The 13,733-nt window shown below is 69.2% G+C and carries 14 protein-coding genes; 7 read left to right on the plus strand and 7 right to left on the minus strand.

Features of this window, described 5'->3' with window-relative positions:
- Positions 1–54 precede the first annotated feature (54 nt).
- Positions 55–1,554, minus strand: coding sequence for an acyl-CoA dehydrogenase family protein (locus ABTZ89_RS24450; protein ID WP_351048609.1), 1,500 nt, complete (start codon positions 1,552–1,554; stop codon positions 55–57).
- A gap of 767 nt (positions 1,555–2,321) precedes the next feature.
- On the opposite strand from ABTZ89_RS24450, the gene ABTZ89_RS24455 reads away from it, so the two are divergent.
- From ABTZ89_RS24455 to ABTZ89_RS24475, 5 genes are all read left to right on the plus strand, one after another.
- Positions 2,322–3,230 carry a LysR family transcriptional regulator gene (locus ABTZ89_RS24455; protein WP_351048612.1) on the plus strand — a complete coding sequence of 303 codons (909 nt, stop codon included), beginning with the start codon at positions 2,322–2,324 and terminating at the stop codon, positions 3,228–3,230.
- 123 nt (positions 3,231–3,353) lie between these two features.
- The gene (locus tag ABTZ89_RS24460; protein WP_351048615.1) at positions 3,354–4,526 is read left to right on the plus strand and encodes a CaiB/BaiF CoA transferase family protein; all 1,173 of its coding nucleotides are present in this window, start codon (positions 3,354–3,356) and stop codon (positions 4,524–4,526) included.
- The gene (locus ABTZ89_RS24465; protein WP_351048618.1) at positions 4,523–5,257 is read left to right on the plus strand and encodes an acetoacetate decarboxylase; all 735 of its coding nucleotides are present in this window, start codon (positions 4,523–4,525) and stop codon (positions 5,255–5,257) included. Before ABTZ89_RS24460 ends, ABTZ89_RS24465 begins: the two co-directional genes overlap by 4 nt.
- Before the next feature lie 11 nt (positions 5,258–5,268).
- The gene (locus ABTZ89_RS24470; RefSeq protein WP_351048621.1) at positions 5,269–6,207 is read left to right on the plus strand and encodes a 3-hydroxyacyl-CoA dehydrogenase family protein; all 939 of its coding nucleotides are present in this window, start codon (positions 5,269–5,271) and stop codon (positions 6,205–6,207) included.
- Between the two features lie 116 nt (positions 6,208–6,323).
- Positions 6,324–7,508: an acyl-CoA dehydrogenase family protein gene (locus ABTZ89_RS24475; protein WP_351048624.1), complete on the plus strand. Its 1,185-nt coding sequence runs from the start codon at positions 6,324–6,326 to the stop codon at positions 7,506–7,508.
- On the opposite strand, the gene ABTZ89_RS24480 is transcribed toward ABTZ89_RS24475, so the two are convergent.
- The gene (locus ABTZ89_RS24480; RefSeq protein ID WP_351048645.1) at positions 7,391–7,732 is read right to left on the minus strand and encodes a VOC family protein; all 342 of its coding nucleotides are present in this window, start codon (positions 7,730–7,732) and stop codon (positions 7,391–7,393) included. The genes ABTZ89_RS24475 and ABTZ89_RS24480 overlap by 118 nt on opposite strands.
- On the opposite strand from ABTZ89_RS24480, the gene ABTZ89_RS24485 reads away from it, so the two are divergent.
- A complete protein-coding gene (locus ABTZ89_RS24485) occupies positions 7,643–7,825 on the plus strand; it encodes a hypothetical protein (RefSeq protein WP_351048648.1) in 183 nt (60 codons plus the stop codon). The two genes, ABTZ89_RS24480 and ABTZ89_RS24485, sit on opposite strands and share 90 nt — an antisense overlap.
- 13 nt (positions 7,826–7,838) lie before the next feature.
- Here ABTZ89_RS24485 and ABTZ89_RS24490 read toward each other — a convergent pair whose 3' ends face one another.
- The 5 genes from ABTZ89_RS24490 to ABTZ89_RS24510 form a co-directional block, all read right to left on the minus strand.
- Positions 7,839–8,780, minus strand: a complete 942-nt coding sequence (locus tag ABTZ89_RS24490) for an erythromycin esterase family protein (RefSeq protein ID WP_351048627.1) — start codon at positions 8,778–8,780, stop codon at positions 7,839–7,841.
- A 178-nt stretch (positions 8,781–8,958) separates the two neighbouring features.
- Positions 8,959–10,077, minus strand: a complete 1,119-nt coding sequence (locus tag ABTZ89_RS24495) for an FAD-dependent oxidoreductase (protein ID WP_351048630.1) — start codon at positions 10,075–10,077, stop codon at positions 8,959–8,961.
- Positions 10,078–10,226: 149 nt separating this feature from the next.
- Positions 10,227–10,997, minus strand: a complete 771-nt coding sequence (locus ABTZ89_RS24500) for a phosphotransferase (RefSeq protein WP_351048633.1) — start codon at positions 10,995–10,997, stop codon at positions 10,227–10,229.
- Between the two features lie 42 nt (positions 10,998–11,039).
- Positions 11,040–11,597 (minus strand): dihydrofolate reductase family protein, encoded by a 558-nt coding sequence (locus ABTZ89_RS24505; protein ID WP_351048636.1) that lies wholly within the window; start codon positions 11,595–11,597, stop codon positions 11,040–11,042.
- 80 nt (positions 11,598–11,677) lie between these two features.
- A complete protein-coding gene (locus ABTZ89_RS24510; protein WP_351048639.1) occupies positions 11,678–13,072 on the minus strand; it encodes an MFS transporter in 1,395 nt (464 codons plus the stop codon).
- 62 nt (positions 13,073–13,134) lie between these two features.
- On the opposite strand from ABTZ89_RS24510, the gene ABTZ89_RS24515 reads away from it, so the two are divergent.
- The gene (locus tag ABTZ89_RS24515; RefSeq protein ID WP_351048642.1) at positions 13,135–13,728 is read left to right on the plus strand and encodes a winged helix-turn-helix transcriptional regulator; all 594 of its coding nucleotides are present in this window, start codon (positions 13,135–13,137) and stop codon (positions 13,726–13,728) included.
- Positions 13,729–13,733 lie beyond the last annotated feature (5 nt).

The following is a 13,733-nucleotide window of genomic DNA, read 5'->3' on the forward strand; positions in this document are numbered from 1 at the left end:
AGACCTTCTTGCCGCACGTCGGGCAGCACCCGCTTTCCCGGGACGGCGGCCGCGTCATGGCTGCGCCGGCCGAACGTGCTGGGGTGCCGGGGCGATGGCGTCCACAGTGGGCAGTTCCACGAAGGGCGTGCCCTGCTCCGCCGTGCGCAGCCGGTCGGCCAGCTTCTGCTCGACCCAGGCCGCGGTGTACTGGTTCATGTCCGAGCGGTACTGGTACTGGCTGGTCAGCCCGGCCAGGATGGTCCAGCAGGTCAGCTCGCCCACGACGCTGGCCAGCACGTGCTGGCTCTGCACGTTCGCGGTCCTGGACGAGGCCAGCTTGGCGACCCCGGCGGCGAGTTCCTGGATCTGCGGTGACGCGTCGAACTCGTCGAGCACGGACAGCACCCGCTGCGGCGAGGCGAGCATCTGCATGCCCAGGTAGACCGTGATGGCCTCGGTCGAGCCCTCGAAGATCCGCAGCAGCCGGTAGTCGCGGAAGAACTGGCCGAGGACGTTGGTGTCGACGTAACCGCGCGCGCCCAGCATCTGGACGCTGCGGTCGATCACCTTCCACATGAGCTCGCAGCCGGAGATCTTCGCGGCGAAGAAGAGCTCTTCGGGGACCTTCTCGCCGCTGTCCATCCGCACGCCGATGTGGCGGACCAGGGCTTCGACCGCCTGGGTGGCAGCGACGGACTCGGCCAGGATCTGGTGGATCCGGCCGTTCTCCGCCAAGTTCCCGGTGGCGACCTGCCGCCGCCGGGCGAAGCGCTCGGCGAGCTCCAGGGAGCGCATCATGGCCCCCAGACCGCCGGCGGCGAGGGTGACCCGCCCGCGCATGAAGGCTTCCTTGGCCGCGTGCAGGCCCTTGCCCTCCTTGCCGAGCATGGCGTCGGCGGGCACCCGCAGGTCCTCGAACTCCAGGCTGTTCTGCGGGACGGCCTTCAGCCCGAGGGTGAGCACCTCCGGGCCGCCGATGAACCCCGGGGTCGAGCGGTCCACCAGGAAGCCGGTGATCCCCTGGTCCTGGCCGTTCTCGTCGGTGAGCCGGGCGAACACGTTGACGTAGGTGGCGTCGGCGCCCAAGCTGATCCACTGCTTGTTGCCGTTGATCACGTACGAGCCGTCGGCCAGCCGCTGCGCGCGGGCCTGCACGGCGCGCACGTTGGACCCGGCGCCGGGCTCGCTGATCGCGCTGGTGATCAGCGCCCTGCCCTGCGCCACCTGGGGCAGCACGGCCTGCTTCACGTGGTCCTTGGCGAAGTACTTGATCGGCGGGATGCCGAGCGTGTTGTGCACGCCGAGGAGGATGAACAAGTTCGCGTCGATCGCACCGAGCTGGGTGACCACGCGGAGCGCGTCGGAGTTCGACAGCCCCAGCCCCTGGTGCTCCTGGGGGATCTGCAGACCGAACAGGCCTTGGGCGGCCAGGTCGGGGATCAACGAGGTCGGGAACGCGCGGCGCTCGTCCATGCGCCGCGAGTCGAGTCGCTCCCTGCTGTACCTGCGAAGGAAGTCGAGCAGGCGCGACACGGTGTCCGGGGCCGTGTCACTGCGATCGGTTGGTTCCATGTATCCCTCCTGTGCGGACCGCTGCGCGCAGTGGCGCGCCATGACCGCAACATCGGCGGGTGCTGCCGGTGGCGGGAAACGGTCAGAGCGCGCGAAAGCTCCTGCCGGGCGTTCCGACAGGTGGATGGGTGCGGGTCGTTCTACTGCGGAACGGCGACTCCAGGCGCAGTGGTCGCTGGCTCCTGACCAACGTGGGGTGCCGGACGCCGAGATTTCCGGCTGCCCGGCGGAAGCAGGGTCTTCGTGCAACGGGACTCGATGGTGACCGGTGCGGTCACCACGCCCGCTGGAGGTCGTGCTGCCCCGACTGCGTCGTGGCGGAACCCCCTGCCGCGAAGCGACCGGGCGGCGTCCATGCACTCACTCCATTCCCCGACTAGCTGGTGAGACTGTCCGTTTGATCGAACAGGTGGAGAAAATACCGTCTTTAGTTCATACGGGGTACCACCTTTCCGGTGAGATGATCACCGCAAAATCGGACTTTCGTTACTCTCGGCAACATTTTTAGGACATTATGGACGATCAGACGCCCGCAGTGCGTCGATAGCCACACTTTTGATCAAGGAACCCTACTTGATGATCACGCACTGTTGATCTTCGCCCCCGCGGTGTCGGTGTTATCACAGCAACCAAACCGCGCTGGTGGTGAATCCTTCCCGCGCGCTCGTGCTGGAAACCGCAGAACCGTTGCCCGGCAAGGGAATTCACCCACCGCGTGCTAGCCTCGAGGACACAGCCCGGACCAGTTCGACGACTCGAGTGACGCCATGGAGATGTTCCACCTGCGGTACTTCGTGGCCGTTGCGGAGAACCTGTCGTTCTCCAAGGCCGCGCGGCAGCTGCACATGGCGACCTCCCCGCTGAGCCAGCGGGTGCGCGACCTGGAGCGCGACCTCGGTTCGGTGCTGTTCGAACGCGACTCCCACCACGTCCAGCTCACCGAGGCCGGCGCGGCGCTGCTGCCGATCGCCAAGGACGTGCTCGGCCGCTTCGACGACATCCCCTGGCGGCTGCGCCAGGCCACCGGCCCGCAGCGCCCCGAGGTCTACATCGGAATCCCGCCCGGCCTGCACCCCTCGCTGCGCGAGCGCCTGAAGTCCTTCGAGCAGCGGTGCGCGGACGAGTGCGACGTCAAGCGCTGGCCGGGCAGCAGCAGCGACCTGCTCGCCGGGGTGCAGCGCGGCGAGCTGGCGATGGCGCTGGTGCACCTGCCGGTGCACGCCGAGGGCATCGAGGTGTTCGAGGTGATGCGCGAACCGCTGGGCGCGGTGCTGCCCGCCAGCGAGTTCGGCTCCCGCACCTCGGTCTCGCTGCACGAGCTGGTCGACCACACCTACGTCAGCCCGGCGGCGCGGATGCTGCCGAGCTACTTCGACGAGGTGGAGGTGCGGCTGCGGGCCGCCGGGATCCACCGCCGAATGGCGCTGAACACCGGCGATTACGGCAGCACCAGTGAATTCGTCGCGAACGGCGGCGCATTCACCATTTCCATGCTCGATCCGGAAAGCGGAATGCAGAAGCACCGCAACGAGAACACCGTGGTGCTGCCCTTCGAGGATTTCGACGCAGCAATGTCGACCGGTCTGATCTGGCGCCAGGACCGCGCCGAGGGCCACTGCGACCTGCGCAGATTCATCGAATCGGCGAAGTCCGAGTTGTCCGGCCCGATGGCGTGACCGCTGCGGTCACGCCATTGTTCGCGCAATGGTTCCGCTAATCGATTGAACCGCCACCCCGCGCCGAACTAACATAGTTAGCGAAGCGAAAAACCCCATCGGGAGCAGCTCCCGGGAGTGGCGATGAAATCCACCAATTCCTCATCCGGCCCGTTGGCGGGCGTGCGCGTGATCGACATGTCCACCGTGGTGATGGGCCCCTACGCGGCCCAGATCCTCGGCGACCTCGGTGCCGACGTGATCAAGATCGAGTCGCCGCGGGACACCGCGCGCTTCGGCACGCTGCACCGCACCCCCGGCATGACGCCGCTGAACCTCAACGTGAACCGCAACAAGCGCAGCGTGCGGCTCGACCTCAAGGACGACGAGGACCGCGCCGCGGCGCTGGAGCTGATCGGCACCGCCGACATCCTGATCACCAACATGCGCATCGCCGCGCTGCGCCGCCTCGGCATGGACCACGAGAGCCTGGCCGCCGACAACCCGCAGCTGATCTACGCGCACGCCCAGGGCTTCCGCCCCGACTCCGACCGCGCCGACCTGGCCGCCTACGACGAGACCGTGCAGGCCGCTTCCGGCCTGCTGGACCTGGCCCGGCGCGCCGGCGACATCGGCGAGCCGGTCGTGCTGCCGAGCATCTTCGCCGACAAGGTCGCCGCGCTGACCATCACCTACTCGGTGCTGGCGGCCCTGGTCCACCAGCGGGCCACCGGCCAGGGCCAGCTCGTGGAGGTGCCGATGGCCGACACCCTGCTGGCGTTCAACCTCGTCGAGCACCTGCAGGGCCGCACGTTCGAGCCCCCGATGGGACCGACCGGCTTCGCGCTGTCGATGAACAAGGGCCACCGGGCCCGGCCCACCAAGGACGGCCTGGCCATGATCATCCCCTACAGCCCGCAGAACTTCCGCGACCTGTTCTGCGCGGCCGGCCGACCGGACCTGGCCGAGGACCCGCGGCTGGCCGGGGAGTTCGTGGACAGCAGGCAGCACGGCGAAGCGCTGGCCGAGCTGGTCGAGTCGGTCACGCCGAACCTGACCACCGCCGAGTGGATCGAGGTGTGCAGCAAGCACAGCATCCCGGTCGGCCCGGTGCTCGAGCTCGACCGGGCGGCCGACGACCCGTACGTGCGCGAAGGCCACCTGCTCGACGTCGCCGAGCACCCCAGCGAGGGCAGCTACCGCGTGGTGGGCGTGCCGATGAGCTTCTCGGCCACCCCGGCCGCGGTCCGGCGGCACGCGCCGCTGCCCGGCCAGCACACCGAGGAAGTCCTCGGCGAGCTCGGGAGGGGACGATGAACCGCGAACAGGTCCTGCAGCACCTGACCACGCCGCTGAGCAGTCCCGCCTTCGCCCCGGCGGTCGCCCGGTTCACCGACCGCGAGTACCTCAACATCGTCTACCGCACCGATGCCGACGCCCTCCGGGCCGTGGTGCCCGAGCCGCTGGAGTTCGACGAACCGCTGGTGCGCTTCGAGATCATGAAGATGGGCGACGTCACCTCCTTCGGCCCGTACGTCGAGGCCGGTCAGGCGATCCCGGTACGGCTCGGCGACGAGCGCGGCGAGTACCTGCACGCCATGTACCTCGACAACTTCCCGGCCACCGCGGCCGGACGCGAGGCCAGCGCCTACCCGAAGGTGATGGGCTCCCCCGCGCTCCACGTCGACAACGCCGCGCTGGTGGGCACTTTGGACTACGGCGCGGTGCGGGTGGCCACCGCGACGATGGGCTACAAGCACCGCCCGATGGACCTCGGCGAAGCCGAAGCGCAGATCACCGTGCCCACCTACATGCTCAAGATCGTGCCCGGAGCCGACGCCGGGCCGCGGGTGTGCGAGCTGGTCCGCACCCAGATCACCGACATCACCGTCAAGTTCGCCTACACCGGACCCGCGCGGTTGCAGCTGTTCGAGCACGTGCTCGCCCCGCTGGCGGACCTCCCGGTGCGCGAGGTGGTCTCGGCCAGCCACATCCTCACCGACCTCACCTTGAGCGGCGTCGAACCCGTGCACGACTACCTGGCCTGATCGGAGGAAACATGAGTTCGCAGTGGACGAAGGTCGCGGTGGTCGGAGCCGGGACCATCGGGCTGTCCTGGGCGGCGCTGTTCGCCGCGAACGGCATCGAGGTCCGCATCACCGACCCGCGCGACGACCTGACCGACGCGGTGCGCACGGCCATGCCGTCGCTGGCCGCGAGCATTCCCGGTGCCGATGCCGACGACCTGCTCAGCCGCATCCGGCCGACCAGCGATGTCGCCGAGGCCGTGGCGGACGTCGACCTGGTGCAGGAGAACGGCCCGGAACGGCTGGAGTTCAAGCAGCAGCTGTTCGCCGAAATCGCCGGCCGCGCACCGGAGAACGCCGTGCTGGCCTCGTCCAGCTCCGGCATCATCGCGACCGAGATCGCCGCTCCGCTACCCGACTCCGCGGCGGCGCGGCTGCTCATCGCGCACCCGTTCAACCCGCCGCAGGTCGTGCCGCTGGTCGAGATCGTGCCCGGCGAGCGCACCGCCGAGTCGGCTGTCGAGGCCGCGACCGAGTTCTACCGGTCGCTGGGCAAGACGCCGGTGCGGCTGCGCAAGGAGATCCCCGGTTTCGTCGCGAACCGCCTGCAGAGCGCGATCCTGCAGGAGTCGATCCACCTCGTGCTGGAAGGCGTCGTGCGCGCCGACGAGCTGGACACCGTGATGAAGGCGTCGCTGGGCGGCCGGTACGCGACGGTCGGCCCGTTCGAGAGCTTCCACCTCGGCGGTGGCCCCGGCGGCATCCGGCACATGATGGCCCACCTCGGCGTCGGCATGGCCGAACGCTGGAAGGACCTCGGCCACCCGGAGCTGACCGAGGACACCATCGCGGTCATCGCCGACCAGACCGAAGCCGCCTACGGCGCCGGCCCCGCGGCCTACCAGCAGCGTTCCGAACTCCGAGACCGCAAGCAGAACGCCATCAACACCGCCCTGCACGAACAGCCCTGACCACCTCCCCGGGCCAGTTACGACGCAAATTCCATTGAAATCGAACCTCCGATTTCCATTGAAATTGCGCGATGACGACGGACCGAGGACCCCTGAACACCACTGAGGACAAACGAATGCCCAAGCCCGTCAACACCAATCCCGACTTCTTCGGGTTCGCCGACCTGCTCAGCGAGGCGGAGCGCACCGAGCTCGCCGAGATCCGCGAGTACCTGGAGCGCGAGATCAAGCCGCTGGCCAACGACGCGTGGGAGAAGGCGGAGTTCCCCTTCGAGGCCGTCGAGAAGTTCGCCAAGCTCCGGCTGGCCGGCTACCAGTACCCCGAGTACGGCGACGGTCAGCAGCGCGGCCCGCTGTTCACCGGTTTCCTGAGCCTGGAGCTGAACCGGATCGACCCGTCGCTGGCGGTGTTCTCCGGTGTCCACACCGGACTCGCGATGGGCAGCATCTACCACGGCGGCGACCAGGAGCAGCGGGACCGCTGGATCCCGGACATGGCCGACATGACCAAGATCGGCGCGTTCGCCCTCACCGAACCCGAAGGCGGCTCCGACGTCGCCGGCGGGATGCGCACCACCGCCCGGCGCGACGGCGACCACTGGGTCCTCAACGGCGCCAAGCGCTGGATCGGCAACGGCACCTTCGCCGACCTGATCGTGGTGTGGGCGCGCGACGAAGCCGACAACCAGGTCAAGGGCTTCGTGGTGGAGAAGGGCACACCCGGCTTCAGCGCCAGCAAGATCGAGGGCAAGATCGCGCTGCGCACCGTGCAGAACGCCGACATCGTGCTCGAGAACGTCCGCGTCCCGGAGGCCAACAGGCTGCAGAACATCAACAGCTTCCGCGACACCGCCAAGGTGCTGGCCAAGACCCGCGGCGGTGTGGCCTGGCAGGCGCTGGGTGTGGCGGTGCGCGCCTACGAGCTGGCGCGGGAGTACGCGGTGAACCGGGTGCAGTTCGGCAAGCCGATCGCCGGGTTCCAGATGATCCAGGACCTGCTGGTGAAGATGCTGGGCAACATCACCGCGATGTTCGGCATCGTGGTCCGCCTCAACGAGCTCGTCGCCCAAGGCCGCGGCAGCGCCGAACAGGCGGCGCTGGCCAAGGCGTTCACCACGACGAAGATGCGCGAGATGGTCGCCTGGGCGCGAGAGCTGTTCGGCGGCAACGGAATCGTCCTGGACTACGAGATCGCGAAGTTCTTCTCCGACGCGGAAGCGGTGTACTCCTTCGAAGGCTCCCGCGAGATGAACACCCTGATCGTCGGCAAGTCCATCACCGGCCACAGCGCCTTCGCCTGACGCCGACGTGGAGGGCACCTCCGACCGCGTCGGAGGTGCCCTTCACCTGCTTGGCCGCTCAACTGAAGAGGATCTTCCCTCGCCGAGCGACCTCGTCCGGGGCCACGTCCTCCACGTGCGTCCAAGACCCAGACATGCCCGTGGGGATCGCGCAGGATCACGGTGCGGTCGCCGTGGAACTGGTCGGCCGGTGGCTGCAGAAGTTCCGCACCAGCCGCAACCACCTGTTCGGCGAGCGCGTCGACGTCGTCGAAGAAGACGTGCAGTCCCACCGTGGTACCTCCGATGTTGCTGATGATCACGGCGGTAGAACCTGAACTCGACGAGAGGTCAATGCGCGTTGGCGAGGGAGCGGACCGGAGTGACCTCCCGCGCGTGGAGGACGACGTCGAACCAGTTCGCGAGCGATCCGCCGGAGATGTGGTACGCGGCGTTGTCGTCGGGGTCGTACTCCGGGCCGATCAAGCGCGTCATGGTCGGCGTGTCGAGCCAGGCCCGCACCGGAGCAGGACCGTCGGCGCGCAGGTCGAGGAGGTAAGCGTCCAATCCAGCGTTTCCCAGTGCTGCGTCGGCGAATTCGGCCGGCGGGGCCGGGATGGGATAGGGAGCCGTGCCGTGGTGGAAGGTCATGCCGATGGACACGTAGTCGGCGCCGAAGCGCTCGCGGAGGTAGCTGCCCGCGTTCCGGTGCGTCAGCGGCGGGGACGAGGGCGAGACCGTCCGCGGATCGCCGACGGCGGTGTGCGCGAGACCGCCCCAGTAGACGATCTTGTCGGCGGTGCGCTCGTACCAGCGGATCGTGCCCTCGGCCAGGCTCTGCTCGATGCTCGCCAGGCCGTCGAGCGGGGAGATCTGCTCCTGGAAAGCCCCGACGAACCGGACCGGATCCTCGGGGTGCCGGAGGTTGAAGGACCGCATCCACCTGACGAGCTCGAGGATCTCCTCGGTCTGCCAGAACGACCGCGCCTCGGACAGCATCGCCCGCGGGTCCCCCACCCCGGTTCTGATGTACTCGTCGAGCCCGACCCTCGACGCGTCGTCCCCTTCCAGCGCGACCGAGCGGAAGCCCAGTTCCTCCACCAGCAGCCGGACGATCCGGTGCGAGAGCACGGACAGTTCGCGGGCCTGGCGGGTCGACGAACCGATGGCGACGACCTCGGCATCGCCGACGATGTCGACCATCGGCCGGAGATCGCTCAACGGTGCTTCGGGATCGAACGCCGTGAGGCGATGGGCGTGCTGCCCGATCCATCGGGTCACTGCCTCGATCATGCTCAGCTCTCCTCGTTCGGGGCGATCGGTTCCGGGATGCGTCCCGGTCGCGGTCGGTACCGCACGAAGAGCTTCAAACATCGACCAAGGTGGAGGTCAAGCAGTCGGCATCAACGGATTCGATCGTTGAAAACGACTGCGAACGGAGCACTTCCAGCCGACTCCGCATTCACACCCATCACCGGTGGAGCGGCAACGGAGTGCTCCAGGTGAGGAGGTCGGTCGGATCGTCATCGGCGGGCGCGTCGAGGTGGCGCTGATCCAGGTGCTCGACGGCTTCCGGGCGTTCGGCGTGTTCCGGGGCGAACGCCGCGGTCGACTGGGCGCTGCGGGCGATGTTGCGCTCGACTCTTGGGCGGCGCAGGCGTTCGTAGGCGTCCGAGTTGCGATGGTCGCGCAGCGCCTTGGCCAGGATCACCGCGTCCTCCAGCGCCATCGACGCGCCCTGTCCGGTCGCCGGGGAGGCTGCGTGCGCCGCGTCGCCGATGAGCAGCACACGTCCGTCCCGCCAGCGCGGAGCCTGGGCGAGGTCGCGCGCCTCCGTGACGAGCACTTCGTCGCTGGATTCGACGATGTCCGCCGTCGGAGTCGCGTCCGGCCTGAGCGCCGAGAGCAGTCGAGCACGCCTTTCACCTGCGGTTTCAGCGCCGTTCAGCGGTGGCGCCGGGAGCCGGGCGAACCAGTGCGTCCGGCCCTCTGGGGAGACCGCGTAGCCGAACGCGCTGCCGCTCCCCCGGACCATCTCGATGCGCCCGGGCTGGTGCGGCGGTGCCGCTCGGTCGGAATAGCCGAAGAAGACGTGCTGGCCCGCGTAACGCCGCGGCACCGGGTCTACCTGCTCGCGCACCGCCGAGTTCAGCCCGTCCGCGCCGAGCAGCAGGTCTCCCCGGGCCTCCCGACTGCCGGAGAACCGCGCCACCACTTCGCCGTCGCTCTGATCAGCGGAAATGAACCGCGCACCGTACTCGATGCTCAACCCGCGGCGGTGTACCTCGGCCCGCAGCTGCGCGCACAGCTCAGCGCGACGGATGCAGTGGTACCCGTCCAGCTCGGACGTGCCCGCCTCCGCACCACGGCTGTCGATGAGGCGCAAGGAGGTCAAGGGGAACCCAGCGGTGGGCACCACTCCGATCTCCCCCAGCGCCCGCATCCCGGTCCCCGCCAAGGTCAGGAAAGCACCCAGATCCGCTCCGCTGTCCGGATGCGCCTCGTACAGCCGAACCTCGAAACCGGCCTTGTCCAAAGCCAACGCAGCAGCCGCGCCCGCAACCCCAGCCCCGACGATGACGACGCGCATGACAACTCCCCAGCCGCCGACCAAACGCGATCAACCCAACCCACCGTAGCCCACGCTGCGCAGTGCCCGACGAGAAATCCGGAGAGGCGGAAGTCCCTCCAGCTCTCCCGAAAGCGGGAACAGCCCCGTGCCAGGAAGAACGAACAGGTTCACGGTTCCACCCGGGCTCGTCCGAACCGATCCAGCACCCCGGCCAGGCCGCTGCGCACCATGTCAGCGTCGCCGATGTCCGCGCCGTGGGTGACTTCGTGCCACGGTCCGAGCCGGTGCCAGACGAGTGCGCGTTCGCGCTGGCTTCTGGTCACCCCGTACTCCGCTGCCAGTGCATCGGCGAACACCGTTGGTGTGCCGTGCAACGCCCACGACAGGTCCACCGCCGGATCACCGATGCCCACGTCGCCGAAGTCGATGACCCCGGTGAGCCCGGAACCATCCGCCAGGACGTGCTCAGGACCGAGGTCGCCGTGCACCAGCACGTCCGCCGGGAACTCGAGCACGGAATCCAGCAGCGCCAACCCGGCCCGCTGCAGATCGACTGCCAGCATCGGCACGACCTCGGCGCGGAACCGCGCCACCATCCGCGCCCGGTCGGCAGCTGCATCCGCCGGAACTCCGCGCGCGATGACATCGGACACCGGGCACTCGTGCAAGCAGCGCAGGAACCTGCCGAGGGCACGGCCGTGCACGGCGTCGAGCCGCTCCTCGGGCTCGCCGGGGACGAGCAGGTGGCGGACCACGAGCGGGTCCTCCGCGACGACTTCGGGAACCGGCACGGGCAGCGGTAGTCGAGCCGCCAACCACGGCATCAGCCGCACTTCCCGCCGCAGCTGGACCGCCACTTCCGGCCGCCGCGGCCGGCGCTCGACCCACCGCCCGCCGACCAGCCGCGCCGCGCAATCCCAACCACCGCTGAACTCCACGCGCCGAACCCTAGAACCCGAGCCCACCCGCATCCAGCGGAGTCACCGCACCCGGTAGCGCAGGTGGATCACTCCGTTGTTGAAGCGGTGTTCGTCGATCAGGTCGAGGTGGAGGCGGACGTCGTCGGGTAGGGCTCGGGTTCCGGCGCCTACCGCGATCGGGTTCAGGTAGAGCTGGATCTCGTCCACCAGCCCGGCGCGGAGCGCCACCGCCGCCAGTTCCGGACCTCCCACGCTGAGGTCAGCCACCGATTCAGCCTTCAACCGGCGCACGGCCTCCCGGTCGAAGTCCCGCTCGATCCGGGTCCGGGCGGTGCTGGGCGCCTCCAGGGTTCGCGAGTACACGATCTTGTCGGCGGACTGCCAGATCTGCGCGAAGTCCAGCATCACCGGCCGCTGGTCGGGCAACGCGCTGATGTCGTCCCAGACCGCCAGCACCTCGTACATCCGGCGGCCGAGCAGCATCGTCCCGGTGCTGCGCTCCAGATCGTTGAGGAACGCGTGGACCTCGTCGTCCGGCGCGCTCCAGGCGAAGTCGCCGTCCGCGTCGGCGACGTAGCCGTCCAAGGACGTGATCGCCGAGTAGATCAACCTGCCCACCGCGCCTCCCATCACCAGCCGGTGCTGCCGCAAGAGAGGTTCCCACCCCGGCCCCGGATTGCCCAGCGCCGCAGCCGAATTCACCCCGCCGTCCCGAGCCTGGGAAGGGCCAGCACCGCTGCGGCTCCGAGCAGGGAGACGACACCGGCGAGGACCGCGACGTGGTTCCACCCCGACAGCTGGGCGACGATGTCACCCCGCGGCGCCGAGGCCACGAGACCGATCACCGCGACTCCGATCGACGCACCCAAATAGCGGGTGGTGTTGTTCATCCCGACTCCCACCGCCGCGCGTTCCGGCGGGACGGTGGCCGTGGCCTGCCGCCCCAACCCGGCGTTGAGCACGCCGGTGGCGACACCCGCCACGAGCAGCCCGGGCACCAGCCTCGCGACGGACGCCCCGGGTTCGAGTCCCGCGAGCAGCAGCAGACCAGCGCCGGTGGCGGCGAGACCGATCGCCAGCTGCACGGTCCCGGTGAGTCGCGCGACCAACCGGCGGCTGAGCACGGCGGAGACAGCGCTCGAACCGGACCAGAGACCCATCGCAGCACCGGCCGCGAAGGTGCTCAGCCCCATGCTGGTGACCAGGAACGTGCAGGCGAAGGACATCAGCGCGATCACGCCGGCACCGGTGATCGCTGCCGCCACCGTGGCGGCGGCGAAGTCGCCTCGGCGGAACAGCGCGAACTCCACCATCAGCGACCGGCTTCGGAGCTGGCTGATGGCGAAGGCCAGCAGAGCGATCACAGCCCCACCGGCGCAAGCAAGTGCGAGGGCGAGACCGCCGCGGCGCGCTTCGATCAGCGCGACCAGCAGCAACCCCAGCCCGGCGGTCAGCAGCGCGGCGCCGACCAGGTCCAGGCTCCGGTCCGGATCCGCTGCGGTCTCGGGGTAGCACCGCCGAGCGGCGACGGCGATGCCGACACCGGCGGCAGCGAGCAACCAGTACGGCGCGCGCCATAGGTCCGCGAGGTCGAAAGCACCGGTCAGGAGCGGGCCGAGCGCGATGCCCAGCCCCATGCTGGCGCCCCACCAGCTCGCGGCGGCCGACCGGGCTCCGGGGCCGCTGTTCACCGCGGCCACCAGCCCCAATCCGGTTGCGATGACCCCGGCCGCTCCGGCGCCTGCCACGAGTCGCCCGATGACGAACTGCGTCGCCGTGGTCGCGGTGGCGCAGACCGCGGAACCGATCGCGAACACGCACGCACCGAGCTCGAAGACCTTCCGCCGCCCGAGCTGGTCGGCCAGCGCGCCCGCGGGCAGCAGGCTCACGGCGAGACCGGTGCTCATCGCACTCAAGATCCACATCGTGGTTCCCGACGCCGCACCCAGGGCCGTGGTGATCGTCGCGGCGTTCCCCAGCGGACCGGAGTAGGCAAGCATGGCCGCGAACGTGCTCAACGACGTCAGCGCGAGCGCCGCCGGGAGGGACGCGCCCCCAGCACGTTCCACCACGCTCAGATCTGGTCTGTTCACCAGACCATCGTTGCACAGGGTTGGTCTGGTGAACAGACCAAGTTCGGCGATACGATGCCGACGTGGCACTGGGCACCGGATACGACCAGCAGGGCTGCTACCTCGCCCGCGCTCTCGAAGTGATCGGCGAGCGCTGGACCCTGCTGATCCTGCGCGACTGCTTCTACGGCGTGCGCCGCTTCACCGACCTGCGCGAGCACCTCGACATCTCCCGAGCCGTGCTCACCAACCGGCTGGACACGCTCATCGACGCCGGGGTGCTCACCAAGCAGGACTCAGGCGGGCACCCCGAGTACCTGCTCACCGAAGCGGGCCGAGCGCTGTGGCCGACGATCTACTCGCTGTCCAAGTGGGGCGAGCACTACACGAGCGGAGCGCACCCGGCCCGGATCTTCAGCCACGCGGCCTGCGACACCGACATCGACGACACCGGCCTGTGCCCCGCGTGCGGCCAGATCCCCGGCCCCGACGACCTCGTCGTCCGCCCCGGTCCCGGCACCAACGAGATGCGCCGCGACGACCGCGTCGCCCGAGCCCTCGAACACCCCCACCGAATGCTGACCCCCCATCCCGCAGGTCACCGCGGAGCCGCAGCGCGTCCTTCCGGCGCTCGGCCGCCTGCAACCTCACCTCGAACTCCAGAACCGGGCTCATAGCCGGA

Origin of the sequence: Saccharopolyspora sp. NPDC002686, from assembly GCF_040295745.1 — a bacterium.
Lineage (GTDB): Bacteria > Actinomycetota > Actinomycetes > Mycobacteriales > Pseudonocardiaceae > Saccharopolyspora > Saccharopolyspora oryzae.

Excerpts from the sequence above, each read along its gene's own strand:
- ABTZ89_RS24490 (WP_351048627.1), bottom strand. The coding sequence starts at position 8,780 with ATGATCGAGGCAGTGACCCGATGGATCGGGCAGCACGCCCATCGCCTC.
- ABTZ89_RS24460 (WP_351048615.1), top strand. The coding sequence starts at position 3,354 with ATGAAATCCACCAATTCCTCATCCGGCCCGTTGGCGGGCGTGCGCGTG.
- ABTZ89_RS24465 (WP_351048618.1), top strand. The coding sequence starts at position 4,523 with ATGAACCGCGAACAGGTCCTGCAGCACCTGACCACGCCGCTGAGCAGT.
- ABTZ89_RS24475 (WP_351048624.1), top strand. The coding sequence starts at position 6,324 with ATGCCCAAGCCCGTCAACACCAATCCCGACTTCTTCGGGTTCGCCGAC.
- ABTZ89_RS24470 (WP_351048621.1), top strand. The coding sequence starts at position 5,269 with ATGAGTTCGCAGTGGACGAAGGTCGCGGTGGTCGGAGCCGGGACCATC.
- ABTZ89_RS24450 (WP_351048609.1), bottom strand. The coding sequence starts at position 1,554 with ATGGAACCAACCGATCGCAGTGACACGGCCCCGGACACCGTGTCGCGC.
- ABTZ89_RS24495 (WP_351048630.1), bottom strand. The coding sequence starts at position 10,077 with ATGCGCGTCGTCATCGTCGGGGCTGGGGTTGCGGGCGCGGCTGCTGCG.
- ABTZ89_RS24455 (WP_351048612.1), top strand. The coding sequence starts at position 2,322 with ATGGAGATGTTCCACCTGCGGTACTTCGTGGCCGTTGCGGAGAACCTG.
- ABTZ89_RS24485 (WP_351048648.1), top strand. The coding sequence starts at position 7,643 with ATGCCCGTGGGGATCGCGCAGGATCACGGTGCGGTCGCCGTGGAACTG.